The organism is Pseudonocardia autotrophica, assembly GCF_003945385.1.
In the GTDB taxonomy this organism is placed as follows: Bacteria; Actinomycetota; Actinomycetes; order Mycobacteriales; family Pseudonocardiaceae; genus Pseudonocardia; species Pseudonocardia autotrophica.
Genome location: NZ_AP018920.1, coordinates 6,186,600 through 6,211,804, shown reverse-complemented (window position 1 = coordinate 6,211,804; position 25,205 = coordinate 6,186,600). Strand labels below are relative to the sequence as shown.

Genomic DNA, 25,205 nt, shown 5'->3' with positions numbered 1-25,205 from the left:
ATCCGCCAGGGCAGTAGGTTCGCCCGATGGATCCGAGCTGGCTGGACGTCGCGATCGCCGAGGCCCGGGCCGGGCTGGCGTCCGGCGGGATCCCGATCGGCGCCGCCCTCATCGGGCCGGACGGCGAGGTGCTCGGCCGCGGGCACAACCGCCGGGTCCAGGACGACGACCCGTCTGCGCACGGTGAGACCGCCGCGTTCCGGAACGCCGGGCGGCAACGCGACTACCGGGCGACCACGATGGTCACCACGCTGGCGCCGTGTTGGTACTGTTGCGGGCTGGTCCGCCAGTTCGGGATCGGCGCGGTACTCGTCGGCGAGGCCCGGACGTTCCACGGCGGGCACGACTGGCTGGCCGAGCACGGTGTCCGGGTGCGGGTGCTCGACGACGAACGCTGCGTGGCGCTGATGACCGCCTTCGTCGGGGAGCACCCGGAGCTGTGGAACGAGGACATCGGGATCGTCGGGTGAGTGACCTAGGGTGGGGACCGTGACGACTTTCGCCGTGCTCTACACCTACACCGACGACCACGACCGGCGGCTCGCCGTCCGCCCGGAGCACCGGGCCTACCTGGAGGCACAGCCCGGCATGCTGGTCGCCGGGGCCTGGGCGCCGGACGAGCCCGCGGGCGGCCTGCTGATCTTCCGGGCCGACGACCGGGCCGCGGTGCAGACCATCGTGGACGGCGACCCCTACAACGCGGCCGGCGTGATCTCCGACGTGCAGATCCGCGAGTGGGCCCCGCCGCTCGGCCCGGTGGCATCGGCGCTGAACGACAAGGCCTGAGGCTCGCCCGGAGCCGATCAGGACCAGGGGCGCAGCACCCGGCCGGCCCAGGCGGCGAGCAGCGGCTCGTCGTGGCTGACGGCCAGCACCCCCAGTCCGCGGTCCGACACCTCGGCCGATACCACCGAGACCAGGGCCGCGGTGGTGGAGGCGTCCAGCATCGCGGTCATCTCGTCGCAGAGCAGGTAGTCCGGCCGGGGCGCCAGCGCCCTGGCGAGACAGGCGCGCTGCAGCTGTCCGTCGGACACCTCGTGCGGGCGGCGCGAGCGCAGCTCGGTGGTGAGCCCGACCAGCCGGGCGACCTCGGCGACCCGGTCGTCGACCTCGGAGCCGGGCAGGCCGGCGGCGCGCAGCGGCTCGGCGACGATCCGGTCCAGGGTGAGCCGCGGATCGGCCGCGGCACGCGGCGACTGGAAGACCACCCCGATCCGCCGGCGCAGCGCCGCCGGAGCATCGAACCGGAAACGGCGTACCGGTTCGGAGTCCACCGACACGGTGCCCGACCACGGGGCGTGCAGCAGCGCCAGCACCCTGGTCAGGGTGGACTTCCCGCAGCCCGACGGCCCGGCCAGCCCGAGCACCGTGCCCGGTTCCACAGTCAGGTCGACCCGGTCGACGACCGGCTGCCCGGGCCGCCAGCCCGCGGTCACCGCCTCGGCGCGCAGGCTCACGACGCCCACCCCACCGGCCGGTGACAGGAGACCGTCCGGTCGCCGCGGCGGACCGGCACCGGATCGCCGGAGCAGTCGTCGCGGGCCGGGCAGCGCGGGGCGAACGCGCAGCCCTCGGGCAGCGCGGAGAGCTCCGGTGGATGCCCCGGGACCGGGGTGAACCCGGCGTCCGGCAGCGCCCCGAGCAGACCGGCCGTGTACGGATGCCACGGGTCGGTGAACACGCCGTCCGCGGGGCCGGTCTCGACCAGCCGCGACGCGTACATGACGGCGACGTCGTCGGCGACGGCACGTGCCGCACGCAGGTCGTGGGTGATCAGCAGGACGGCCCGGCCCTCCGCCGCCAGCCCGGCGAGCAGCCCGGTGACGTGCTCCACCAGCGGCCGGTCCAGCCCGGCGGTCGGCTCGTCGGCGAGCAGCACCGGCGGGTCCCCGGCCAGCGCCATCGCGAGGCCGGCCCGCTGGGCCTGCCCGCCGGACAGCTCGTGCGGGTAGCGCGTCGCGACGTCGGCCGGCAGCGCGGCCCGCGCCAGCAGCTCCGCGGCGGAGGTGGGCGTGCCGAGCCGGGTGACGGCCTCGCGCAGCTGCGCCCCGACGGTGCGGGTGGGGGTGAGATGGGTGGCCGCCGACTGCGGGACCAGCCCCAGCAACCGGCCGCGGACCCGGTCGCGCAGGGCCGGCTCGGGGGCGCCGAGAAGCTCCAGCGGCCCGTCCGGTGTGGACAGCGTCGCCCGGCCGCGGACCGAGGCGGTGCCGGGCAGCAGCCCGGTCAACGCCTCGGTGAGCACCGACTTGCCGCAGCCCGACTCGCCGACCAGCGCGGTCAGCCGTCCCGGGCACAGGTCCAGATCGGCGTCGGTCACCGCGCGCACCGTGCGGGCCCGAGGGCCGCGGCCCACCCGGAACGCGACGTCGAGCCCGCGGACGGCGAGCACCGGCCGGCCGCTCACAGCGCCTGCTCCGAACGACGGCGGGGCAGCGAGCGGTCCCGCCACCAGGCGGCGATCCCGGCCACCGAGAGCGTCGTCGCGGCCAGCAGCACGCTCGGGAACACCACGATCCACCAGGACCCGAGCAGCACCGCCTGGCGCCCCTCACCGAGGATCGTGCCCAGGCTCGCCAGATGTGGTGGCAGGCCGAGTCCGAGGAAGCTCAACGCGGTCTCGTGCCAGACCGCGTGCGGCAGGATCAGTACCGCGGACAGCACCGCCTGCGGCAGCACCGCGGGCAGCAGGTGCCTGCGCAGCACCCGCCACCTGCAGGCCCCACCGGAGATCGCGGCGTCGACGAACGGGCGACCGCGCAGCGACAGGATCTCCGCGCGCACCACCCGGGCCACCGTCGTCCAGTGGGTCAGCCCGATCGAGGCGATCACGGCGAGCACACTGCCCCGGTAGAGCGCGACGATCACGATGCCGAGCAGCAGGTGCGGGACGGCGTTCACGGCGTCCACGACCCGCATCAGCAGCCGGTCGTACCAGCCGCCGAGCAGCCCGGACAGCGCGCCGAACAGTGTCCCGATCACCGTCGACAGCACCGCGCAGGCCGCCGCCACCTGCAACGACACCCACAGCCCCGCGAACGAGCGCAGCAGCACGTCACGCCCGACCGAGTCGGTGCCGAACGGGTGCTCGGCCGACGGCGGCAGGCGGATCGCGTCGTAGTCGACGGCGCCTTGGTCGAGCCCGCCCAGCCAGGGCACGAGCAGCGCACCCAGCACCAGCACGCTCAGCCCGGACGCCCCGGCGATCAGCCGGTTCCGGCCGGACCCGCGGCGCCCGCGCGGCGATCCCGGCCGCGGCCGGCCGGCCGGTCGCCACTCGCCGGCCGGGCGCGGCGCCTCGGTGTGCAGGGTGAGACCCGTCTGCTCAGACATCGGCGTCCACCCGGGGATCGAGCATCAGCACCGTCAGGTCGGCCACCAGCGAACCGGCCAGCACCGCCACCGCGGAGAGCAGGGTCAGCGCGGCGAGCAGCGGGAAGTCCACCGCCAGCGCGGCCGTCACGACGGCGGCGGCGATCCCCGGCCAGGAGAACACCGTCTCCACCAGCACGGCCCCGGTGACCAGCTCGGGCAACCGGTTGCCCAGCACCGTCACGAACGGCAGCAGTGCCGTCGGCAGCGCGTGCCGCAGCACCACGACCCGCTCCGGCAGCCCGCGCGCGCGGGCCCCGGTGACGTGGTCGTCGTCCAGTGAGGAGATCAGCGACGACCGGACGTGCAGCACCAGCCACGGTGTCTGGGACACCCCCAGCACCAGCGCGGGCAGCACCAGATGGCGGCCCACCTGCGCAACGGTCGGCGCCGCCCCGGCATCGGTGAGCCCGGCGACCGGCAGCACCGGCCACGCCACGGCGAACACCGCGATCGCACCCAGCGCCAGCACGAACGGCGGCAGCCCCTCCAGGGTGTGCCCGACGGCGGTGACCGCCCGGTCGAACCAGCCGCCCTGCCGCCAGGCCGCGACGGTCCCCGCGACCAGCGCCAGTACCAGCGAGATCAGCAGCGCGCAGGTGACGAGGAGCAGCGTCCAGGGGAGCCGCTCGGCGATCACCTGGGCCACCGGCTGGCGCATCGACAGGCTCTGCCCCAGGTCACCGGAGAGCAGACCGCCGAGCCACCGGCCGAGCTGGACCCAGACCCCGCCGTCCAGGCCGAGCGCCCGCTCGGCGGCCGCGATGTCGGCGTCGCTCGCCGAGAAGATCCCGACCCCGAAGTACTGGTACACCGGCCGGAACGGGGACGCCGCGGCCAGCAGGAACACCCCGACCGCCACCACCAGCACGGTGGGCACGCCGAGCAGTACCCGGAGCCCGACGAGCCGGGCGACGGCCCGTCCGCGCCCGCGGTGCGCGGCCGCGGCCACCGGTGCGGTCACCGCCGGGGTGTCCAGTCCTCGAGGTTCCACCACGGCCCCCAGGTGACGCCGTGGGTGTGCGGCTCGACGACCTCGACGTAGCCGTCCCAGGCGTCCCGGGAGACGTAGCTGTGACCGAGGAAGGCCAGGAACACCATGCCGGGATCGGCCACGTAGGCCCGCTGGAAGTCCTTGATCCGTTCGACCCGGGTGGCCTCGTCGGGGGCACGCAGTGCCGCGTCCAGGGCCGCGTCCACCTGCGAGTCGGCGTAGGAGCCCGGGTTGTTGAAGCCGTCCGCGGCGTTCGCGGAGTGCAGCAGCTGCCATGCCTTGAACCCGGGATCGAACGGGTCCCCACCGCCGAGCACGACGGCGTCGCTCCCCATCCGCGGCTCGATCGCCTCCCAGCCGAGCCCCTCCAGCCGGACCTCGACTCCGGCGGCGCGCACGTCCGAGGCGAACGCCTGCGCGAGATCGCGCCGGACGGTGTCGGTCGCCGGGTACATCAGGCTGAAGCTCGCCTGCTGCCCGTCCCGGGCACGGATCCCGTCCGGCCCGGTGACCCAGCCCGCCTCGTCCAGGATCCGGGCGGCCTCGGCCGGGTCGTGGGTGAACGTCGCCGACGGCTCGACCAGCTCCGGGAGCACGCCGGGGATCGGGTGGTAGGCGGGTTCGCCCTGGCCCGCGAGCAGTGCGTCGATCATGCCCTCGCGGTTGACCGAGCGGTTCAGCGCGGCCCGGATCGCCGGGTCCGCGGTGACCGGGTTGGCGAACGGCAGCGCGATGGTGCGGTAGTCCGCGGAGGCGTGCTCGCGCAGCGCCAGGCCGCTCTGCTCGGCGACCGGGCGGGCCAGCGCGGGCGGCAGCACCGTCCCGTCGAACTCGCCGGCGGCGGTGCGCTGGGCGCGGGTGTTGTCGTCGGTGGCGAAGACGACCGTCACCCGGTTCACCGTGGGCGCCCCGCCCCAGTAGTCCCGGTTCGCCTCCATGATCATCGTGTCGCCGCGGCGCCACTCGACGAGCCGGTACGGGCCGGTCCCGAGTGCCTCGGTGTTCACCGGCAGATCGGCGACCGGACCGCCGCCGTCGAGCACCTCGGACGGCAGGATCCCGGAGGTCAGGCGCTCGGGGAACGCGCCGTAGGGGTAGGCGAGGTCGAACCGGACGGCGTCGTCACCGACGGCCTCGACGCCCTCGAGCATCGGGACGCTCGACCGGATGGCCGCCGCCCGGTCCGGATCGAGCACCGCGGAGTAGGTCGCGACCACGTCCTGGGGATCGAACGCCGAGCCGTCGTGGAAGGTGACGCCCCGGCGCAGCGGGACGGTCCAGGACCGCTGATCCGCCGACGGGGTCGGCGCGGCCGCGGCCAGTGCCGGCTGCAGTGTCCGCTCGGCGTCCCTGGCGAACAGGCCGTCGTAGAACTTGCTCGCCCCCTCCGAGCCGTACCCGAGCAGTGGGTTGAGGTCGTCGGGCTCGTAGCCGTCGGCGAGCGTCATGGTGGTGCCGTCGCCCCCGGGGGCCGCCTCGCCCGGCCCGGGCGTCGGTGCGGCACAGCCCGCGAGGACCAGGCCTGCCAGCAACGGGACCGCGATGTTCCGCAGCGTGATCACGCTGTGGCACATTATGGGCAACTACGTTGATCTGGCAACGACCACGGACCGTCCGGTCAGGGGAGTGGTTCCACGCAGCGTGTGCCGAACGGCCACGGCCGGGTGGAGGCCCGCCTACCGTCCGGGCGATGAGCTCCGATCCCGACCGCGGCGGTCCGGCGGCACGCGTGCAGCGGGCCCCGGCGACCACCCGCGACCAGGTGGACGCCTACCGATTCGGCCTGCGCCGGATGGAGGCCGCGCTGGTCAGGGCCGATCCGGTGCCGCTGCACGAGCAGCTCCGCTCGCAGCGCCGCGCCGTGTTCGCCGGCGTGCTCCTCGGGCTGCTGGCGCTCGGGGTGACCGCGCTGCTGGCCCGGAACGATCCGGCGCCGGACTGGCAGCGGCTCGCGCTGGTCCGCGGGGAACGGTCCGGGGTGCTCTATGCCGTCACCCCGGACCCGCCGCGGCTGGTCCCGGTCCCGGACGCGGTCGGCGGACGGCTGGTGCTCGCCGCGCTCGGGCGCACGGACGGGGCGGACGCGGTACCGGTCGCGGTGCCCGACGCCGCGCTCGCCGGTGCGCCCCGCACCCCACCGGCGGCGGTGCCCGCAGCGCTCGGCGCGGCCTTGGACGGGGTCGCGGTGCCGCCGGCCTGGGCGGTCTGCGACAGCGCACCGGGCGGCCCCGGGCCGGGGACCGCGACCGTGCTCGCCGGGTCGCTCGGCGCGGTACCCGACGGCCCGCCGTCCGCGGTGCTGCTGAGCGTCGACGGCGGTGCGACCTACCTGGTGCACGATGACCGCAGGCACCGGCTCGACCCGGAGGACCGGGCCGCCCTCGACGGCCTCGGCCTGCTCGGCGCCGGGATCCGCCGGGTCGGTGACGGCCTGCTGTCGGCGATCCCGGAGGGCCCGCCGCTGCGGCTGCCGGAGGATCCCGGGGAGGTGCTGGTCGATCGTCCGCTCGGCGGACCGGCCGGGTACCACCTGCGGACCGCCGACGGCGTGGCCCCGATCCCGGTCACCCTGGCCGGCGCCGTGCTCGCCCGGACCGGGCAGGACGCCCCCGCGGAACTCCCGTCCGGTGAGCTCGCGTCGGCCCCCGCGGCGAGCCTGCCCGGCGCCGATGCCTGGCCCGTCGCCCGGGTGCGGGTGAGCGATGCGCCGGTGCTGTGCCGGACCTGGCGGGACGGCCGGGGCGGGTTGTTCCTCGGCGACCGGACCCCGGTCGCGGACGGTGCGGTGCCGGTGGCACTCACCGGGGCCGACGGCCCCGGTGAGCGGCTCGACGAGGTGGTGCTGCCCCGGACCGGCCCCGGTCCGCTGCGCGCCGCCCCGGCCGGGGGCGGCGGCGGGACCCGGTGGCTGCTGGCGTCCTCCGGGGCGGTGTTCGGCATCGCGGACGATCCGACGGCCGCCGCGCTCGGGACCGCCGATCCGGGCGCCGCCCCGGCCGAGCTGGTGCGGCTACTGCCGAGGGCCGGATCGCTGGACCTGGCGGACGCCCGCGACACGACCGACGTCCCCGGCTGAGGCAGCCGGCCACCCGGGTGCCGGGACGCCGCCCCGGTGTGCGGGGCGGCGGCGCACGGCGGTGAGCGCCAGTGCGAGCGCACCCCCGGCCGCCGCGACGGCGCCCACCCCGGCCGCGGCGGGGAGCTCCGGCGGCTGCGGCGCCGCGACGGGCAGCGGGACCCGGGCGGTACCGGCCGGGCCGCCACGATGCCGCGGGGCCAGCAGCAGCGGCTCCGCGGTGAGGGCCGCCGCCGGATCGACGACCCCGCTACCGACCCGGTCGTCGCGACCGGCGGCCGGGCGGCGTGCGGTCGCCAGGATCCGGCCGGCGACCTGGTCGGCGGTGAGCATCGGGAACCGTTCGCGCAGCAGCGCGGCCGTCCCGGCGACCACCGGCGCCGCGTACGACGTGCCGCTCACCACGCTGCCCTCCGGCCCGGCCGGAGCGGGCAGGTCGACGCCCGGCGCGGCGACGTCGACCCACGGTCCGGCGATCGAGAACCCGGCCGGCTCGTCGAGGGCGTCCACCGCTCCGACCGCCAGCACCTCGTCGTAGGACGCCGGCAGCGGCCGCAGGCCCGGGGCGCCGGTACAGGTCCCCGACGGGTCGGTGTTGCCTGCCGCCGCGACCAGGAGTACGTCGGCGGCGACGGCCTCGGTGACGGCCGCGTGCAGGACGCTGCCGGCGTCGTCGGCCACCTCGGCGGGCACGCACACCACCTGCGAGACGTTGATCACCGACGCGCCGAGTGCGACGGCCCGCTCGATCGCCGAGGCCAGGGTCGCGATCTCACCCGCCGGCCGTTCGGCCCCGTCGGTGTCGTCCACCACGAACCGGGTGGACGACTGGCGCAGCGACAGCAGCTCCGTTGCCGGTGCGATCCCGGCACCGCCCCCGGTCACCGGATCGGCCGCTCCGGCGAGTATCAGCGCGACGCCGGTCCCGTGGCCGTCGCAGTCGGTCAGCCCGTCGCCACCGGTCAGGTAGTCCCCGCCGCCGCGCACCCGGCCCGCGAGCCGCGGCAGCGGCGCCACCCCGGTGTCGATCACCGCGACCAGCTGGCCTGCGCCGGTGGCCAGACCGGCCGGTGGCGGTGACGGTGGTGGCGCGGCACCGGGGCCGCCGGGACCGGTCGGCGTGCATTCGACGGTCTGCCGGAGCCCGTCGGCGGGCCCCGGCGGGCCCGGATCCGCGGCCGCCGGACCCGCCGTGGCCAGCACCGTCGCGGCGCCGACGAGTACCGCGCCGACGGTGCGCGCGGCGGCCGCCCGCGTCCCCCTCACAGCCCGCGGACCAGGCTGAACAGGCCCATCGCGGCGAGCGACGCCGGGATCGCCGCGGCCGTCAGCACCAGCTCGGCGATGTCGAGCGCGCGGCGGGCGGGCGGTGACGGCGTCGTCCGCAGCGCCATCGCGCCGATCGCCGTCGCCAGCAGCAGGGCGGCCCCGGCGACGAGCCGCGGCACCGGGCCGAACGCGAGGGCCGCCGGGACGGCGGCCACCGCGACGGCCAGCACCGCGGTGCCCGCGAGCACCTGGGCCGGGACCGGTTCGGCGAGCGCCCTGGCCCGCATCAGCAGCACCGCCGCGGTGACCGCGAGCAGCACACAGCCGGCCACGCCGCCGGTCACGGTGGCCACCACCGCGGCACCTGCGGCCGGCACCGCGGTCCCGGCGAGCACCCCGGCGTACAGCCCGCGGGCCAGTCCCGCACGGACGGCGAGCGTGTCGCCGGGCGGCATCCGCTCGGCGGCCGCGAGCTCCCCGGCGTCGGCCGGGACCGGTGGCGCGGGCATACCGGCGAGCCGCAGCGCCAGCCGCGGCAGCAGCGGCCCCAGCGCGAGCGCCGGTGCGGCCAAGCCGGCGGCGACGGCTCCGGCGGGTGCGTCGAGCAGCAACCGGGCGAGTGCGGCGAGCGCGGTACCGGTCCCGGCGACCGCGATCGCGAGCAGCACCGGGGACACCGCCCGGGCGATCACCTGAGCGACGGCCGCGGTGATCACCGCGCCGGCGGCGGCGAGCAGCAGCGCACCGGCTCCGGGCGGGCCGGGTGCGAGCAACAGTCCCGCGGTCGCCGCCGCCGGGACGGCACACAGCGCCGCGGCCGCCCCGGTGCCCGGCTCGGACCGGGCGCAGCGGTGGGCCACCGCGAGCGCCGCGACAGCCATGACGGCCGCTGCGGCGGCGGCCAGCGGGCGCACCGGCCCGGCGACCGTGGACAGCACCGCGCAGCCGGCGACGGTGCTGAGCAGCGCGGCGCAGAGCCCGCCCCGGCGGCCCGGGGCCGACCGGTCACGGGCCTCGCCGACGGCGTGCGCGACGGCCTCGGCGGCGTCGTCGAACACCGGGGGAGCGGGCGCCGGGCGCGCGGGTCCGAGATGGAGCAGCTCGCCGTCACGGACCCGGAGCTCGTCGAGTGTCGCGTCGGCCGGCAGCGGCCCGCCGGCCGGGCCGGTGAACCGCCAGACCTCCGGAACTCCGGTGTGCACGGGGCCACCGACGAGCTCGCGCACCATCGGCACCAGCTCGGCGACCGGCACGTCGGCGGGTAGCGCCAGATCCGCCCGTCCGCGCGGGGTGAGCACGGACAGCCGCACCCAGCGGCCGGTCGGTCCGGTGGTGGAGCCCACGGGTGGGGGCAGGACGAGGGTCACGGTCAGGCTCCCGGGGGAGTTGTCGGAAACGGCCGTGCAGCGGGCCGAGCGCTGCGAGTATTCGCCGGTCCCGGCCCCGGCCGTGGGCGTTCGGGACAACTCGTGTCCACAGAGGAGGTCTGCGGTGGGCGGGACGATCGGGTTGCGGCGACCACGCCGGTCGGTGCCGGAGATGCCCGGCGGGGAGCTGGTGCCGGAGCCGCCGCCGGAGCCGGAGCGGCCGGTCCCCGGCGGGCTCGCCCAGCGGCTGCTGCCGCTGATGATGGTCGGTGGCGCGGTGCTGTTCGTGGTGCTCGGCCGGGGCGAGGCCGGGACGTGGCTGTTCGGCGGGATGTTCGCGCTCTCGGCACTCGGAATGCTGCTCACCGGCGGCGGGCGCGGCGCCGGGGCGCGCACCGCGACGATGGACGAGGACCGCCGTGACTACCTGCGTTATCTCGAGGTGCTCGGCGGCCGGGCCCGGGAGACCGCGGCGCAGCAGCGCCGTGCGCTGGAGACCGTGCACCCCGATCCGGGTGCCTGGCCGGACGTGCTGGCCGCGGGCCGGCTCTGGGAGCGCCGCCCCGCCGACGACGACTTCTGCCGGCTGCGGGTGGGCCGCGGCACCCAGCGGCTCGCCGCCCGGCTCAGCGCACCGCACACCGGTCCGCTGGAGAGCCTGGAACCGCTCTCGGCGCTCGCGCTGCGCCGCTTCCTGCGGCGACACTCCACGGTGGACGATCTGCCAGTCGCGGTGGATGCCAGGGCATCGGCGACGATCTGGGTCGAACCCGACCCCGGCGCGACACTCGATACGGCCCCCGATGCCGGGCTCGACGCGGCACTCGATCTGGCCCGCGCCCTCGTCGTCCAGTACGTGCTGTGGCACGGGCCGGACGACGCGCGGCTGGCCGTCGTCGCACCGGGGGCGGCCGCCGGGCGCTGGGACTGGGTGAAGTGGTTGCCGCACACCGGGCATCCGAGCCGGTCCGACGCGATCGGCCCGCTCCGGATGGTCACCGACGATCCGGACCGGGTCCGGCGCTGGTGGGTGGACGAGCCGTCGTCGGGCGACCGGCACCTGCTGGTGGTGCTCGACGGCGCCGCCGACACCCCCGGCGCATGGGCCGGGGTACCCGGGGTCACCGTGCTGCGGATCGGCCCGGCCCGCGGACGGCGTCCCGCGGTGTCGGTGCTGCGGCTCGCCGTCGGCGCCGAGCCCACCGGCGTCCGCACGCTGCGCCGTGGCGGCCCCGGCGGGTCACTCGTCGGGGTCCCGGACGCGGTCACCGGGGCGGAGGCCCGCGCGCTCGCCCGGCGGCTCGCGCGCTACCGGCCGGACGGCCCGGCCGATCCCGGCGGCCCGGGTGGACCGGTGGACGTCCGGGCTCCCGGGCTGGGGCCGCTGCTCGGACTCGGACCGGTGGAGCCGGGCGCGATCGCGGCGCTGCGCGGACGCCGCGGCCCCACCGAACGGCTGCGGGTGCCGCTGGGCACCGACGCCGCCGGCAGGCCGGTGCTGCTCGACCTGAAGGAGTCGGCGCAGGGCGGCGCCGGGCCGCACGGGCTCTGCATCGGCGCGACCGGCTCCGGCAAATCCGAGCTGCTGCGGACGCTGGTGCTCGGCCTGGCCGCGACCACCGGCGCGGACGAGCTGAACCTGGTGCTGGTCGACTTCAAGGGCGGCGCGACGTTCCTCGGGCTGGCCGGGCTGCCGCACGTCTCGGCGGTGATCACGAACCTGGCCGAGGAGCTGACGCTGGTCGACCGGATGGCCGACGCGCTCGCCGGTGAGATCACCCGCCGCCAGGAGCTGCTGCGGGCCGCCGGGAACCTCTCCTCGCTGGCCGAGCACGACGCGGCCCGGCGCGGCGGGGCGGCGTTGGATCCGCTGCCGTCGCTGCTGGTGGTGGTCGACGAGTTCTCCGAGCTGCTCGCCCAGCGCCCCGAGATGATCGACCTGATGGTCACGATCGGCAGGCTCGGCCGGTCGCTCGGGATCCACCTGCTGCTCGCCTCGCAGCGGCTGGAGGAGGGGCGGCTGCGCGGCCTGGAATCGCACCTGTCCTACCGGATCGCGCTGCGGACGTTCTCCGCCGCCGAGTCCCGCGCCGTGCTCGGTGTGCCCGACGCGCACCTGCTCCCGCCGACCCCCGGCTCGGCGTATCTGTCCGCGGGCACCGACGAGCTGGTCCGCTTCCGGGCCGCCTACGTGTCCGGCCCGCAGGACGATCCGCCGGGGCGCTACCGGGGGCCCTGCGGGCCACGCCGCGCGTTGCCGTTCGCGGTGGCGCCGGTGGTGCTGCCGGACCCGGCCGGACCTGCCGGGCCGGCCGAACCTGCCGAACCTGCCGGGCGCGGGCGCGGGGCCGGGGCACCGAGCGTGCTCGACCGGGTGGTCGCCGCGGTGAGCGGCCCCGGCCCGCGGGCACACCGGGTGTGGTTGCCACCGCTGGAGGAGCCGCCGCCGCTGACCGCGGTGCTCGGCGAACCGGTCGTCCGGCCGGGGCGCGGGCTGCAGGCGCCCGTCCCGGCGGGCCGGGCACCGGTACCGGTCGGCCTCGTCGACCGGCCCTACCTGCAGAGCCGGGACCTGCTCACGCTCGATCTAGCACGGTGTCAAGTAGAGGGGACATAATCGTGGTGTGACCTCCCGCCGTGCAGCCGTATACGTCCGCATCTCTCGCGACCGTGTTGGCGCAGGTCTAGGGGTCGAACGGCAGGAACAGGACTGCCGGGAACTCGCCGAGTCCGTCGGTGTCAGCATCGCCGCGGTCCACACCGACAACGATCTGAGCGCCTACAGCGGCAAGGCCAGGCCGGGCTATCTCGCGCTGCTCGACGATGTGCGCGCCGGTCGAGTCGACGTCGTGCTGTGCTGGCACACCGACCGGCTGCACCGGTCACCGGCCGAGTTGGAGGAATGGATCGCGGCATGTGATCCGCACGGCGTCGAGGTTCACACGGTGAAGGCCGGCCCTCTCGACCTTGCGACGCCGTCGGGGAGGATGGTCGCCCGGCAACTCGGCGCGGTCGCCCGATACGAGGTCGAGCACATGATCGAACGGCAGAAGTCAGCGAAGGCGCAGGCTGCCTCGGCGGGCCGGTACCGCGGCGGGCAACGTCCGTTCGGGTTCGAGCCGGATGGGCTGACCGTCCGACCGAAGGAAGCGCGCATCATCGCCGACCTGACCGTGCGCGTGGCGGCAGGGGAGACCCTCAACTCGCTGGCGCGAGAACTCAACTCCGAGGGCGTGACCACCTCTACCGGCAGGCGGTGGGACGCCCGCGCAGTCCGCAAGCTGGTGATGCGGGCGCGCAACGCAGGGCTCGTCGAGCACAACGGCGAGGTCGTCGGTTCCGCCGAGTGGCGAGCCATCGTCGAGCCGGCGCAGTGGCGCAACGCGGTCCGGGTCGTCACGGCGGAGGGGCGTCGTCCCCCGTGGACGAAGAACGAGCTCTACCTCGGCACCGGGATCTTCGAGTGCGGGGTCTGCGACGACGGCACGACGATGCGGGCTGCGAGCGGGAAGGCTCGGGATGGCGAGCGGCGACCGACGTACGTGTGTCGCAACGGGTGGCACCTCGGGCGGCGCATCGCCTCACTCGACAGGTTCGTGAGCAAGGTCGTCCTCGGGCGGTTGTCGCGGCCGGACGCTCGCGTCCTGGTCGCGCCCGAGTCAGCTCGCCTTGATCTCGGCGAACTGCTCGCCGAGCGGGCGGACGTCGAGGGGCGCCTCGGCGAGCTGGCCGCCCTGTTCGCCGACGGCGCGATCACGGGCCCCCAGCTCGCCGAGGCGACACGGAAGCTACGCGCCGAGGGTGATCGGCTGGACCTTGCCGTTGCGGCCGCGGAGGGCGTCTCTCCGCTCGCAGGGGTGGCCGACGCCGACGACGTCCAGGCTGCATGGACCGCGGCTCCGGTCTCGCGCCGGAAGGCCATCGTTCGCCACCTGCTCCGGGTGGTGGTCCTGCCCGCGCCGAAGGGCCGGCCGCGGGGGTGGACGGCCGACAGCGAGGATGGCTACTTCGACCCGCGCGGCGTCAAGATCGAACCGCGGGTGTAGGCGGCGACCGCCCGGTCATTCACGCACTTGCATAGTCATGCGTCGATGACGCCGTTCTGACCTGCGGATCTTACATAACATCGATTATAGGCTTCCGCTCCGCGCGTTCTCGCAGGTCAGAGCGTTATGCACTATTCAAGATCGATTATCGCCCGAATCTCACGCTCCGTGACGCTTGAGCAGTGAATAGGAGATACGGTCTCGCGCCGGGAGTTGTCGGGGGTGTCCGCCATGATGCGGGTTCCTCGCCAGGGATGAAGGAAGGGGGCCCGCCCGCGGAGCGTGTCGCGGGCGGGCCCCGGTGGGATCGGTCAGGCGGCCGTGTCGGGGCCGGCCTCGGCCGCGGAGTCGACGAGCGCGCCATCCTCGCCGAACGAGCGCACCCGGGCCTTGCCTCCGATCTCGGTGGTGCTCCACTCGCGGCGCAGCACCGTCGGGGCGTCGGCGCCCGCGGCGGCCTGCGACGGCTCGACCCGGAATCGGCCGAGGTCCCGGCTGAACGACTCCGTCGCGCGGGTGGCGGCGGCCTCGGCGGCGTCGAGGGCCTGGCGGTCGCGGATCGGCTTGGCCTCGGCAGCCGGCAGGACAGCGACGAGCGCGTCGTCGACCTGGCCGAGGGTCTCGCCGAGGTAGCGCGGGTCCGGGACGCCGGCGCTCACCCCGTCGCTCGTGCCGAGGACCGCCCGGGCGTGGGCGGGCAGCTCGGCCCGAATCGCGCGCAGGGTGGCGGCGTCGCCGGCCTCGCGGGCGTCGGCGAGCACCTCATCGAGGGTGCGGCCGCCGTCGAGCTGGGCGGTCACCCGCGACCAGGCGCGCGATTCCTGCAGCTCGGCGAGGAGACGCTCGTCGGTGCCGCGCCGGTCGGTCGCGGCGGCCTGCTGCTCGCGCTCGGCGGTCACGATCCGCTCGACGTCGGCGCGGGCAGCATCGAGAGCCTGACGGGCGCCCCCCTCGGCGGTGGTGAACGCACGGCGGACGGCCTCGGCGCCGACCTCCTCGACGTCCGCGGCGACGTCGTACGCCTTGCGGAGGGCGGCGAGGTAGGTCTCGCGGGCCTCGGCGAGGCGGGCGGGCACGCCGTCGAGGGTCTGACGGTCGGTGGTGCGGCGGCGCTGGTCGGCGGCGCGCTCACGCTCGACGCCGAGGCGGTCGAGGGCGTCGAGGACGCGGGGGTTGTGCTTGGTCATGGGATCTCCTTGGTGGTGGGGATGGCCGGCGCCCGGGTCGCACCGGTGGTCTGGCGGTAAGCGCGCTGCTCGATCAGCGCGGCCCTGGCGCCGAGCCGTTCAAGGGCGGCGACGGCCTCGTCGGCGAGGCGGTTGGTGTCCTGCTCGACGTCCTCGTCCCAGCAGTCGCGCAGGCGCCGAAATCGGCGCTGCAGCAGTCCGTGTGCCCGGGCGACGTCGCGGTCGCCGGTGCGTCGCTCCCGGCGGTCCTCAGTCGGCATCGAGCGGCCCCATCCCGCGCCGGGCACGTGCAGCGTTGGCCTTTTCGATGAGGGCGTTGCCCTCCTGACGGAGTCGAACCTTCCGCGGAGGGCGCGGGTCGGCCTCGCGGGCACGCTCGGTGAGGGCGCCGAGCGTCTCCACCGTCGCCGCTGTGAGCGCGCGGGCCGTGGCCCGGGCCTTCGGGTCCCTCGCTCGCCGGAGACGCGCCAGCGCGGTCCTGAGACCGTTGTATGCCGTCTGCAGCTCGGTCCTGTCGGCGTCGTGGTCGGCCAGCTCGGCGGCGGGGACATGGGCGAGCTTGGTCCCGCGCGCGCCGGGGCGCACGTACGCACGCGCGCGAGGGCTGTCCGGGGCGCCCGGCAGCACGGCGTCGCCGTCCGGGGCGGTCACGCAGCCACCGCCTGGTCCTCGGCCGGGGCGGGGACGCCTCGGCGACGGGCGCACGGGCAGACCTCTGCGCCAGCCGGGCACCACCGGCGCGGGGCCTCGCACCGTGGCGGGGCCGGCGGGCCGGCGAAGGCGGCCAAGCCGGGCGGGATGCTGTCTCGCCGCTCGCGAACCGGGGTGGGCCGGCGCCGGACCGGACTGGCCTCGGTGGTGGCCCGGACGAACGCCGCGCGGGCGGCGACGCGGGCTGCAGCGGGGTTGACCATGGAGTGCTCCGTTCGGGGGGTTGGGCGGGTGGTGGTCCGCGCGGGTCGCGCGCGCGGGGTTCCTGCGCATCGGCGATGCGGCGAGGGCTGTGCGATCACGACGCAGCTCGCGACGGGGGGATGTCCTCCCACCGGAACCGGGCGGGCGCCGGGCGCGTCTCGGCCGGCGGCTCGGGGTCGAGGCCCCACAGCCGGCGCGACTCCGGCGAAAGCGGCTGTTTCCGAACCCTCACGGCCTCGTGGGCGGTCGAACCGGGCTCCGGGGTGGTCGCGGGGCCGGTCGGGGCAGCGGGCGGCTCAGGGACCGTCGGGGCGGGCACGAGCACCGGGCCGAGGCCCTTCCGGCGACGCTCGCGGTCGGCCCACCCGCGCCATCGGGTCTGCATCGCGTCAGACACCGAGTCGCCGAGGCGCTCCGATGCCTCGGCGATGACGTCGGCCCAGGCGTCGCCGCGAGTCAGCCGCGTGACGGCGGCGCCCTGGACTGCGCGCAGGTTCAGGTCGTCGGCGATCTTGGTGACCTGGGCGATGTCCATCGCCAGGGCGGAGGCGATCTCGTCGTGCGCTTCACCTCGGCCGAGGGCCGCCACGGCTTCCTGCCTATCGACCTCGCCGCGGACCGTTTCAACCTGCCTCGCCGAGCGGTTGAATCGAGCCCCGATCTGTGTGGACGACTCGCCGGCGCGCGACGCCGCGACGATGGCAGCCCGGTCGGCAGCGCTTGGCACTCCGCCCTTGAGTCGCTTCTTCGCCGGGGCCGCGCCCGTGCTCGACTTCGCCGGGGCCGTGCGATTCTTCGCCGCGGGCCGAGCGGTGGACGCCTTCGCCGGAGCGGCCTGCTGCTCAAGCTCGTTCGCGATGCACTTCCGGATCCACGCCGGCTCGTTCTTGACCCCGCCCCCGGCGAGCTTGCGGGCGATCCACTGCTCGGCAGCGGCCGGGCTCTTGCCCAACCGCTCGACGACCTCGGTGACGAGTGCATCGCCGGTCGAGGGCGCCGCAGCGGTCGCCGTAGCCCCAGCGGAGGCGGCCGCGGTAGCGGCGTCCGATCTCTCTCCTCTCCCCCTCCCTAGGGGTCGGGAGGAGTCGAGAGGATTCTCGGCAGAATCTGCCGGGTGCTTGTCGGCAGAATCTGCCGGGTGCTTGTCGGCAGAATCTGCCGGGAGCCCCTTGTCGGCAGATTTCGCCGACAACGCGTCACCGTGCCGGCGGCCGAGATCCCGGATCGGGACGAGCAGCGGGAGGCGCCACCGGACGACCCGGTGCAACCGTGGTCCCGACCAGCCGTCCCGGACGATCGCGCCGCTGCGCTCGAGCTGGGCGAGCGCGTCTCGGACCGCTCGCGGGCTGCACCCGACCCGCGCCGCGATGGTGTCCTGGGACAGGAAGCACGTCGGGTCGTCGCCGGTGCCGACCGGTGTCGTCATCGCCGCGAACACCAGTCGCGCAGTGGCCTTGAGATCAGGGCGAACCTCGGCGACGTACCGAACCACCCACCCGGCATCGAGCGCCGTCACCGGTGACCCGCCATCGCCTGGCGCCCACCAGGGGTGTCCACGGCCGTGGACGCCCTTTCGTCGTCGTGTGCGGCGGTAGCGCGCAGCATCTCGCCGGTGCGGGCGGCCTTCCGACGCTCGGCCCGGTTCGGCAGCACCATCCGCGCGCCGCAGGGGCACCGGCCGCCGGCCTGGACGAGGCGGCGCCGGGCGAGGCCCTCGCGGACGGCCGGCGGGTAGTGCTCGGCGATCTCAGGGGCGACGACGAGGGCACGCTCGCCGTTGACGACGGCAGGGGTGACGTCGTGTCGGGGAGTCGTTCGGGGAGCTGGCATCGGCTATCCTGGGGGTGTGTGATGGGCGTGCGGATGGCGAGTCCGCGGGACCTTGCGAACGGCCGGGAGTGGACGCCCGGCCGTTCGCGCGTTTCGGGGGGTCTACGCGGCCGAGCGCCGCGGCGCCGGGATCTCGCCCGGGGCGCGGGCCGTCCGGGGCGCGGGGGACGCCTCCGGGCGCAGTAGCGCTGCGATCGCGCTCCGTTGCACCTCGGTGAGCGGTGGGAACGTGTCGACCAACTCACGGATGTAGTCGTCGATACTCTGCGGCTCCGGGCGGGCGTCGGTCACGCTGCCACCGGGCCCTCAGCCATCGAGCGCGCGAGGGCCTCTACGTCGGCGGGCCGGAACCGGCGGTGTCCGCGGGCCGGGAGTCGCTGGCACGGGATCAAGCCAGCATCGGCCCAACGGGCGATGGTCAGCGGAGCGACACCGAAGTGTCGAGCGAGATCACCCGTAGTGAGATCGAACTCGGTCTTTGCCACCAGTTGCACGCTAAGCGGGACGGTCTGCGGCGCGGTGTTGGTCACGGAAGAAACGTACGTCCCGGATCGGTGTTCTGTCCCGACCTCAGGCCTACGGCGCGTCGCTCTGACCTGCGAAAAGTAGCATGGCTGGGCCGTGCTACAGAACGAGCGAGGCGCCCAATACGTCCACACTGGACGCTATCGCCGCGGCGGTCGATCGACCCGCGCCCACCCGATCCGGCGGACGGTGAGCCACGCGGAAGCAGCCTCGACGCCGTCACGCTCCGCGACGTCCAGCCACTCGGCGAGCTGCGGGCGCAGCTCCGGCCAGTCCTCCGGCTCGACGGCGATGGTGTCCGTGCCGCCCTGGTCCTCGGCGGCGATCTCCTCGTCGGTCTGCTCGCGGCGCATGCCGGCCCACTCCCGGAAGCCCTGTGACCAGGCGACCTGACGTCGTCCGCGGGACGCCTGCTCCCATTCGAGCCAGCGCTCGCAGTCGTCGGCATTGCCGTCGGCCAGGGCGTCGGCGAGCAGGGCGAACGGCGGCCGGTTCCCGCGACGGCCCTCCTTCAACGTGCCGCCGGTGATCTCGATCGTGATCTTCGAGAGGTACTCGGCGACGGCGTCGATCGAACCGGCACCGAGGTCGACCGGCCGGACGTCGAGCCCACCTCGATCCTCAAGGGGCGCAGCGAGTCCCGCGCGGAGCAACGCTCGTTCCCACCGGCCGAACATGTCCGATCCGAGCACCTCGGCCAGCTCCCGCGACACGGGGCCGTCGAACGCCACCAGGGCGTGCACGTGCAGGTGCCACCCGTGCTCGCCGTGCGTCGCCTCGATCACCCGGACCATGCCGAGCACGCCGAACCGCTCCCGCTCCCGCTCGACCGCCCGTCCAGACGTGACTGCGCGCCACGCCTTGGACAACGCCCGCCACAGCTCGCCGAGGGTCTGGCCGCGGTGGTGGCGCATCGTCAGGGTCAGCATGTGCACCGATCCACCGGCCTCTGCGACGGCGGCCAGCACGTCGCGCAGTTCGTCCGAGCGCTGCGCGGCGATCTTCCGCGCGCACACCGGGCACGCCCACGGTGAACCGCAGGACTGCAGTCCCGCGACGCCCGCTCGACGGTTCCCCTCCCCATCGGTCGACACCCGCAGGACCGGACCCCCCACGGTCGAGGTCGTGACCCGGCCGCAGTTGCGCAGGCGCGGCAGGCTCGTCCACCGCCACAGCCGGGCGCGGGCGGTCAGAGCCTCACGGCGGCGGGTGCGACGACGTTCCTCCCGACCGGGCACCACGTCCTGACCGGCGGCGGAAGAGTTGTCCGCAGTAGTACCGCAGTAGTACCCAGGCGCCCCGGCGCGCTCGCTGCGCTCGCGCCGCCGCGCGCTCGACCTCCGGCCGGCGCGCGGCGCGGCGCATGCTCGGCGACCCGGCTCACTGGGTGCCACCGCGGCCTCCGGCGGGCCTCCACACGGCTCCGAGGGGGGTGGGCTGCTGGTCCCCTCGCCACAGCACGACGGCGCCTGACGGCAGCACGGCCCCGGCGCGGGCCGCAAGCCTGGTCGGTCGGCCGGCGGTGATGGCGGCGGGTTGCGACCCGCGCCGGGGCCGTGCAGGGCGATGCCCGCCGACGCGCTGCGACGAGGGGACCAGCAGGGGCCGGGTCATGCGGCGACCGCCGCGGCGAACTCCGGGTACCCGCCGATGTACGGGGCGCGGATGCGGGCCACGGGGTGTCCGGGGCGGCTGACGAGGGCGATGCCGGGCAGGGCGGCCGTGTGCGCGTCGGCAAGCGCGGGCGGGGCGCCGGGGTGGAGTAGCTCGACCGAGGCCCTGTTGTCGCACCGGAACGAGATCCGCAGCGAACACATCGCCCTCTCGAACGCACCCACCACGGATGCCTCCGCGCGCTGGGCGAGGATGACGACGCGGACGCCGGCCTTGGCGCCCTCGGCCAACAGGCGGGACACCAGCGCACGGACGCGGGCCCCGGGGTCGTCGCCGCGGGTCTTGGCCGCGTCGAGGACGCGCAGCAGGCCGGGATACTCCTCCAAGATCACGAACAGCAGCGGCCGGCCGAGGCTGACGGCGATTGTGTCGCGGTCGGCGGGCAGGTCCCGGATGCGGTCGTCCATCTCGGCGACCACGGCGGCGAGCACCTTCTCGTGGGCGCCGGGATCGACCAGCCCGGAGGCGAGCCGGTCGGCGTGCCGGGACCCGGCGAGCGGACGCCACAGCAGGCCGGTCGGGTCGCACCCGGCGATGAGCGCGTCGGGGCGGTGGGCGAGCTGGGCGAGTAGCGAGTACGTCCAGACGCTCTTGCCGGAGCGGGTGACGCCCTGGCAGACCGCGTGCGGCAGGTCCGCGGGGGCAATGCGCAGGTCTGCGCCGGACTCGTCGCGGCCGAGGTGCAGGCCGGCCCCGGCGAGCAGCGGGACAGTGCCAGTGAGGGGGTCGCTGTCGAGCAGAGCGACACGGACGTGCCGATGGCCGATCGGCTCGACGTGCAGGCCCCACGCGTCCATGTGCGGCGCGATGCGCGGGGCGAGGTCGACGACGTCCGCAGGCAGCATCCCGGGCTGTAGTTCGACGACGAGGATCGTCGGCGGGCCGAGGGTGATGTCGACGATCTTGGGCGGGATGATCGTCGGCCCGCTGACGGTGTCGACGACGCGGACGAGGCTCGCGCCCTCGCAGGCCCGGACCCACATCGTGACGAGCTGCTCGACGAGGGCCTCGCCCTCACGGTCGTGGCGGTGACGACCGAACATGACGGGTTCTCCTGACGTGGGGACGGCCCCGCCCCGGGGATGCGGGACGGGGCCGTCGAGGGGATGGCGAGGAGTCGGTCAGGCGGCGTTCTGCTCGCCGTGGTTCTGAGCGCCCTTGCGGCCGCTCACCGGGCCCTCGATGGCGTCGGCGGTGAAGCTGTAGGCGACGCGATTGCTGCCCTGCGCGACGTAGCCGAAGGCGACGAGGTTGCGGAACGCCACGGGCTGCCACTTCTCGGTGCGCGGCTCGTCGTACGAGGCGACCTTGACGCTGACGACCTCGGCGCGGTCGGCCTCGTCGTCGTCGACCAAGACGTCGACCGTCCACATCGGAACGCCCTCGTCGTTGGTGTCCTGGGCGTCCGGGACGCGGCGACGGGAGCCGTCGGCCAGCTCGGCGTACTTGGCGCGGGCGGCGGTCTTGCCCGTGCCGACGAATGCGACGCGGGCAGTGTCGACGGGGATTCGGCGCATGGTGATCTCCGGTTCTGTGCGGGTGGCGATGGGTGACGACCCGGACCGGTAGCGGTGCGGGACAGGTGAGGGCCGCAGGTGGCGGCAGGGGTGGATCAGCGCCGGGGACGGCGCAGGGTGAGCCGGTCGTGCCGGTGATGCCGGGCGGCGCAGCGACGACGTGAGACGGCGTGACCGGCGAGGGCGCCGACGGCCAAGCCGAGCAGGACGCAGAGCGTGCCCACGGCGACGAGGAGAACGGCGCAGGTCACTCCGGCTGCGCGAGGAGGGACTCGGCGAGTCGAGACAGGGACGGCTCGTCCGGATACGCAGCGGCGAGGTCCTCAAGTTGCTCCCCGACGAACGTCACGAGGCGCTCGTCGTAGGCCGTGACCGCGGCAAGGGCTGAGGCCGCGAGGTAGCGATCAGCGGCTGCGAGGTCGTCGCGAGGTCGCGCGTCGTCGGCGAAGGCGTCAGCGAGCACGTCGAGGGCGACCAGCAGAGCGCAGACGACGTCGGCGAGGTAGTCGGGGAGCGTGCGACGCAGCTCGATCCGCAGAGCGCGGGCGGCGCGCTGACGCTGGGCGACGTCTAAGACGGGCGATACAGTGCTCACGGGGCGGACCTACTTCCGCTCAAGGTCCCGGGGCCCGGTGTTGGTAGCACCGGCCGGGACCGCTGTATATGAGGTCCCCTCTAGCTTGGTCCCAGACCTGTCCGGTGCGGCCGGGCATCTCGCCGTGGTCGGCGGGCCCCGCTCGGGCAAGTCGACGACGCTGCGCACGATCGTCACGGCGCTCGCGCTCACCCGCACCCCCCACGAGCTCGGCGTGCATCTGCTCGACCTGGGCGGGGGTGGCCTCGGGCCGCTGGCCGGGCTGCCGCACGTCGGGACGGTCGCCGACCGGCGCCGGAGCGATCTCGTGCGGCGGGTCGTCGCCGAGGTCGTCGCGACCGTCGACCGGCGCGAGCAGCTGTTCGCCGCGCACGGGATCACCGGGATCGAGGAGTTCCGGGCCCGGCGCGCCGCCGGGGACCTGCCGGACGAGCCGTGCACCGACCTGCTCCTGGTCGTCGACGGCTGGAGCGCGCTGCGGTCCGGTTTCGAGGACCTCGACGAACGGCTCACCGCGCTCGCCTCCGGGGGCCTCGCCTACGGCGTGCACATCGCGGTCACCGCCGCCCGCTGGGCCGAGTTCCGGCCCGCACTCAAGGACCAGCTGGGCAGCCGGATCGAGCTGCGGCTGGGCGATCCCGGTGAGTCCGAGGTGGACCGGCGCCGGGCCGCGACCGTGCCGGTCCGGCCCGGGCACGGGCTGGCCCCGGACGGCGCCCCCGCGGTGCTCGCCGCCCCGTGGACCGAGCCCGGCACCGATCCCGCACCCGCGATCGCGGCCGCCTGGGACGGGCCGTCGATGCCGGAGGTCCGGCTGCTCCCTGAGCGGATCACGGTCGAGGAGCTGCCCGCCGGGGACGGGCGCGGGCCCGCCATCGGGGTCGACGAGGACCGGCTCGCGACCGTCGAGCTCGCGCCGGACGAGCCGCACCTGCTCTGCTTCGCCGACTCCGGCGGCGGCAAGACGAACCTGCTGCGGTTGCTGGCCCGTGACATCGCCCGCCGGTGGACGCCCGAGCAGGCCCGGATCGTCGCGATCGACCACCGGCGGACACTGCTCGGCGGGATCGACGCCTCCCATCTGCTCGCGCACACCTCGACCGCGCAGGCCACGGCGGAGGCCTGCGCGGACATCGCGGACTCGCTGGGGCGGCGGCTGCCGGGGCCCGGTGTCTCCCCGCAGCAGCTGCGTGACCGGTCCTGGTGGAGCGGGCCGGAGCTGTGGCTGCTGGTGGACGACTACGACCTCGTCGTCCCCTCCGGCGGGTCGGCGCCGCATCCGCTGCTGCCGCTGGCCGAGTACCTGCCGCAGGCCCGTGACGTCGGGTTGCACGTGGTGCTGGCCCGGCGGACCGGCGGCGCGGCCAGGGCACTGTTCGATCCGGTGCTCGGCAGGCTGCGCGAGCTCGGTGCACCGGGCCTGGTCGGGTCGGGGAGCCCGGACGAGGGCGCGCTGCTGGAGAAGGTCAAGCCGCAGCCCGGACCCCCGGGACGGACGGTCCTGGTCGACCGCAGGCACGGCGCCCGCCGGATGCAGCTCGCCTGGACCGAACCGGGATGAGCGGGTTCGCGGTCGCGGTGCACGCCCGTCCGGACCGGGTGCTGCTCGCCGCGGCCGGCCCGGACGGGATCAGGCTGCTCGCCGCCGCACCGGGCGGCACCGATCCGGCGACCGCGGTCGCGGACTTCTTCGGTGACCGTCCGCCCGCGGTCGTCGTGCGGGTCGGGGCGACCCCCGGCGGCGCGTTCCCCGGATCTCCGCGGGTGGAGGCGGTGCCGGTCGCGGTGGCGGCACTCGCGGTGGGACCGGCACCGCGGGCCGGCCCGGTAGTGGTGGCCGAGACCTGGTCGGGCCGGACCGGGGTGGTCGTCGTCCGGGACGGCGCCGTCGAGCCGGTGGCACGGGCACAGTCGCTCGGCGCGACGGCGCTGGCGGCAGGGGCGGTCGAGATCGTGCTGCTGGGGGAGCCGGAGTCGGTCGCCTCCGCGCCCTGCCCGGTGCGACCGGCCGGACCGGTGGACCCGGACGACCCCGACGATCCGGCCGCGGTCGCCGGGGCCGGACCGGACACCGCCGCGGTGCTGGGGGCGGCGCTGCTGGGGGCCGGGTTGCTGGCAACGGCTGAGCCGGAAGCCGGGGTCGTGCGGCCGGGGCCGTGCACCGTGGGCGACCGGCCCCACCGGCCCCACCGGCCCCACCGGCCCCGCCTGCCCCGCGCGCTCCGCCGGGCCGCGCTCCCCGCCGCCGTCCTGCTCGGGACGGTGCTGCTCGGGGCCGGACTGCTGGCCGGCGATCCGGGGCCCGGCCGGCGGCCCGGACCGCCCGCCGAGGGGATCGTCGTCCAGTACGGGTACGCGGCGGCGCTGCCCGCGGGCTGGGAGCACACCGGCGGCGACCCGATCCGCCGGCGCATCCTGCTCAGCCCGGTGGGGCGCCCGGACGGCGCGGAGCTCGTCGTCGTCGAGCGCAGCCCGCTCGCCTACGACGCCGGGCGGGAGCCGGACCGCGCCCGTCGCGAGCTGGCCGCAGGACTGGCCGGAGCCAGGGGGGTGACCCGGCCGCAGGCGGGTGCGGCCCCCGGGACGCACCGCTACCGCCAGGAACCCGGGGACGGCACCGTCGTCGACTGGCTCGTGCTGTTCACCGGCACCGATCAGCTCGTCGTCGGCTGCCGCAGACCGATGGCGGCCGAGGCGCCCGCCGCCTGCGCCGAGGTCGCCGGATCGTTGCGCCTGGTGCGGTGATCCGTTCCCGGTCGCGAACACCGGTCCGGGAACGGGGAGTGGCGGGCCGGCGCCCCTGGCACGGTGCGCCGGTCGGGCAGCCGCCCGGCCGGA

Annotated in this window: 26 protein-coding genes; 7 read left to right on the top strand and 19 right to left on the bottom strand. The window is 75.7% G+C overall.

Annotated features, from left to right (window positions below):
* Positions 1–26 precede the first annotated feature (26 nt).
* Both Pdca_RS28750 and Pdca_RS28745 read left to right on the top strand, forming a co-directional pair.
* Positions 27–470, top strand: coding sequence for a nucleoside deaminase (locus Pdca_RS28750; protein WP_085912614.1), 444 nt, complete (start codon positions 27–29; stop codon positions 468–470).
* 19 nt (positions 471–489) lie between these two features.
* Positions 490–786, top strand: coding sequence for a YciI family protein (locus Pdca_RS28745; protein WP_085912699.1), 297 nt, complete (start codon positions 490–492; stop codon positions 784–786).
* Between the two features lie 17 nt (positions 787–803).
* Here Pdca_RS28745 and Pdca_RS28740 read toward each other — a convergent pair whose 3' ends face one another.
* The 5 genes from Pdca_RS28740 to Pdca_RS28720 are packed head-to-tail and all read right to left on the bottom strand — an operon-like array spanning position 804 to position 5,928.
* Entirely contained in the window at positions 804–1,457 is a 654-nt protein-coding gene (locus Pdca_RS28740) for an ABC transporter ATP-binding protein (protein ID WP_085912700.1), read from the bottom strand.
* Positions 1,454–2,407, bottom strand: coding sequence for an oligopeptide/dipeptide ABC transporter ATP-binding protein (locus Pdca_RS28735; protein ID WP_085912701.1), 954 nt, complete (start codon positions 2,405–2,407; stop codon positions 1,454–1,456). Before Pdca_RS28735 ends, Pdca_RS28740 begins: the two co-directional genes overlap by 4 nt.
* Positions 2,404–3,333: an ABC transporter permease gene (locus Pdca_RS28730; RefSeq protein WP_085912615.1), complete on the bottom strand. Its 930-nt coding sequence runs from the start codon at positions 3,331–3,333 to the stop codon at positions 2,404–2,406. Before Pdca_RS28730 ends, Pdca_RS28735 begins: the two co-directional genes overlap by 4 nt.
* Complete coding sequence (locus tag Pdca_RS28725; protein ID WP_232021263.1) at positions 3,326–4,336, bottom strand: ABC transporter permease; 1,011 nt, start codon at positions 4,334–4,336, stop codon at positions 3,326–3,328. The genes Pdca_RS28730 and Pdca_RS28725 overlap by 8 nt, the downstream gene beginning before the upstream one ends.
* A complete protein-coding gene (locus tag Pdca_RS28720) occupies positions 4,333–5,928 on the bottom strand; it encodes an ABC transporter substrate-binding protein (RefSeq protein ID WP_232021262.1) in 1,596 nt (531 codons plus the stop codon). The genes Pdca_RS28725 and Pdca_RS28720 overlap by 4 nt, the downstream gene beginning before the upstream one ends.
* 128 nt (positions 5,929–6,056) lie before the next feature.
* On the opposite strand from Pdca_RS28720, the gene eccB reads away from it, so the two are divergent.
* A complete protein-coding gene (gene eccB, locus Pdca_RS28715) occupies positions 6,057–7,442 on the top strand; it encodes a type VII secretion protein EccB (RefSeq protein WP_085912617.1) in 1,386 nt (461 codons plus the stop codon).
* Here eccB and mycP read toward each other — a convergent pair.
* A complete protein-coding gene (mycP, locus tag Pdca_RS28710) occupies positions 7,377–8,708 on the bottom strand; it encodes a type VII secretion-associated serine protease mycosin (protein WP_085912618.1) in 1,332 nt (443 codons plus the stop codon). The two genes, eccB and mycP, sit on opposite strands and share 66 nt — an antisense overlap.
* A complete protein-coding gene (gene eccD / locus Pdca_RS28705; RefSeq protein ID WP_158092134.1) occupies positions 8,705–10,078 on the bottom strand; it encodes a type VII secretion integral membrane protein EccD in 1,374 nt (457 codons plus the stop codon). Before eccD ends, mycP begins: the two co-directional genes overlap by 4 nt.
* A gap of 124 nt (positions 10,079–10,202) precedes the next feature.
* On the opposite strand from eccD, the gene eccCa reads away from it, so the two are divergent.
* Positions 10,203–12,695: a type VII secretion protein EccCa gene (gene eccCa / locus Pdca_RS28700; RefSeq protein WP_232021261.1), complete on the top strand. Its 2,493-nt coding sequence runs from the start codon at positions 10,203–10,205 to the stop codon at positions 12,693–12,695.
* Between the two features lie 7 nt (positions 12,696–12,702).
* Positions 12,703–14,124, top strand: coding sequence for a recombinase family protein (locus tag Pdca_RS28695; RefSeq protein WP_085912620.1), 1,422 nt, complete (start codon positions 12,703–12,705; stop codon positions 14,122–14,124).
* A gap of 311 nt (positions 14,125–14,435) precedes the next feature.
* On the opposite strand, the gene Pdca_RS28690 is transcribed toward Pdca_RS28695, so the two are convergent.
* From Pdca_RS28690 to Pdca_RS28640, 12 genes are all read right to left on the bottom strand, one after another.
* Positions 14,436–15,311: a hypothetical protein gene (locus Pdca_RS28690; RefSeq protein ID WP_085912621.1), complete on the bottom strand. Its 876-nt coding sequence runs from the start codon at positions 15,309–15,311 to the stop codon at positions 14,436–14,438.
* The gene (locus Pdca_RS28685; RefSeq protein WP_125911603.1) at positions 15,308–15,571 is read right to left on the bottom strand and encodes a hypothetical protein; all 264 of its coding nucleotides are present in this window, start codon (positions 15,569–15,571) and stop codon (positions 15,308–15,310) included. Before Pdca_RS28685 ends, Pdca_RS28690 begins: the two co-directional genes overlap by 4 nt.
* Positions 15,561–15,962 carry a hypothetical protein gene (locus Pdca_RS28680; RefSeq protein WP_085912623.1) on the bottom strand — a complete coding sequence of 134 codons (402 nt, stop codon included), beginning with the start codon at positions 15,960–15,962 and terminating at the stop codon, positions 15,561–15,563. Before Pdca_RS28680 ends, Pdca_RS28685 begins: the two co-directional genes overlap by 11 nt.
* 358 nt (positions 15,963–16,320) lie before the next feature.
* Complete coding sequence (locus Pdca_RS28675) at positions 16,321–17,742, bottom strand: helix-turn-helix domain-containing protein (protein WP_085912624.1); 1,422 nt, start codon at positions 17,740–17,742, stop codon at positions 16,321–16,323.
* Positions 17,739–18,056: a hypothetical protein gene (locus Pdca_RS28670; RefSeq protein ID WP_085912625.1), complete on the bottom strand. Its 318-nt coding sequence runs from the start codon at positions 18,054–18,056 to the stop codon at positions 17,739–17,741. Before Pdca_RS28670 ends, Pdca_RS28675 begins: the two co-directional genes overlap by 4 nt.
* A gap of 102 nt (positions 18,057–18,158) precedes the next feature.
* Positions 18,159–18,347 (bottom strand): hypothetical protein, encoded by a 189-nt coding sequence (locus tag Pdca_RS28665; protein WP_085912626.1) that lies wholly within the window; start codon positions 18,345–18,347, stop codon positions 18,159–18,161.
* Positions 18,344–18,586 carry a MerR family transcriptional regulator gene (locus Pdca_RS28660; RefSeq protein WP_085912627.1) on the bottom strand — a complete coding sequence of 81 codons (243 nt, stop codon included), beginning with the start codon at positions 18,584–18,586 and terminating at the stop codon, positions 18,344–18,346. The genes Pdca_RS28665 and Pdca_RS28660 overlap by 4 nt, the downstream gene beginning before the upstream one ends.
* A gap of 135 nt (positions 18,587–18,721) precedes the next feature.
* Positions 18,722–19,675 (bottom strand): protein rep, encoded by a 954-nt coding sequence (locus Pdca_RS28655; protein ID WP_269462821.1) that lies wholly within the window; start codon positions 19,673–19,675, stop codon positions 18,722–18,724.
* Positions 19,676–20,191: 516 nt separating this feature from the next.
* Positions 20,192–21,298, bottom strand: coding sequence for a hypothetical protein (locus tag Pdca_RS28650; protein WP_085912629.1), 1,107 nt, complete (start codon positions 21,296–21,298; stop codon positions 20,192–20,194).
* A gap of 78 nt (positions 21,299–21,376) precedes the next feature.
* Positions 21,377–21,772, bottom strand: coding sequence for a hypothetical protein (locus Pdca_RS28645; protein ID WP_085912630.1), 396 nt, complete (start codon positions 21,770–21,772; stop codon positions 21,377–21,379).
* Positions 21,773–21,867: 95 nt separating this feature from the next.
* Positions 21,868–21,996, bottom strand: coding sequence for a hypothetical protein (locus tag Pdca_RS37665; protein ID WP_269462820.1), 129 nt, complete (start codon positions 21,994–21,996; stop codon positions 21,868–21,870).
* Between the two features lie 23 nt (positions 21,997–22,019).
* A complete protein-coding gene (locus Pdca_RS28640; protein WP_085912631.1) occupies positions 22,020–22,367 on the bottom strand; it encodes a hypothetical protein in 348 nt (115 codons plus the stop codon).
* A gap of 85 nt (positions 22,368–22,452) precedes the next feature.
* Between Pdca_RS28640 and eccCb the strand changes: the two genes are divergently transcribed.
* Positions 22,453–23,928, top strand: a complete 1,476-nt coding sequence (gene eccCb / locus Pdca_RS28635; protein ID WP_158092135.1) for a type VII secretion protein EccCb — start codon at positions 22,453–22,455, stop codon at positions 23,926–23,928.
* Positions 23,925–25,112, top strand: coding sequence for a type VII secretion-associated protein (locus tag Pdca_RS28630; RefSeq protein WP_085912633.1), 1,188 nt, complete (start codon positions 23,925–23,927; stop codon positions 25,110–25,112). The genes eccCb and Pdca_RS28630 overlap by 4 nt, the downstream gene beginning before the upstream one ends.
* Positions 25,113–25,205: the final 93 nt, after the last annotated feature.

Coding starts and splice junctions, on each gene's coding strand:
- Pdca_RS28750 (WP_085912614.1), top strand. CDS start 27: ATGGATCCGAGCTGGCTGGACGTCGCGATCGCCGAGGCCCGGGCCGGG.
- Pdca_RS28730 (WP_085912615.1), bottom strand. CDS start 3,333: ATGTCTGAGCAGACGGGTCTCACCCTGCACACCGAGGCGCCGCGCCCG.
- eccB (WP_085912617.1), top strand. CDS start 6,057: ATGAGCTCCGATCCCGACCGCGGCGGTCCGGCGGCACGCGTGCAGCGG.
- Pdca_RS28690 (WP_085912621.1), bottom strand. CDS start 15,311: ATGACCAAGCACAACCCCCGCGTCCTCGACGCCCTCGACCGCCTCGGC.
- Pdca_RS28685 (WP_125911603.1), bottom strand. CDS start 15,571: ATGCCGACTGAGGACCGCCGGGAGCGACGCACCGGCGACCGCGACGTC.
- Pdca_RS28670 (WP_085912625.1), bottom strand. CDS start 18,056: ATGCCAGCTCCCCGAACGACTCCCCGACACGACGTCACCCCTGCCGTC.
- Pdca_RS28650 (WP_085912629.1), bottom strand. CDS start 21,298: ATGTTCGGTCGTCACCGCCACGACCGTGAGGGCGAGGCCCTCGTCGAG.
- Pdca_RS28645 (WP_085912630.1), bottom strand. CDS start 21,772: ATGCGCCGAATCCCCGTCGACACTGCCCGCGTCGCATTCGTCGGCACG.
- Pdca_RS28630 (WP_085912633.1), top strand. CDS start 23,925: ATGAGCGGGTTCGCGGTCGCGGTGCACGCCCGTCCGGACCGGGTGCTG.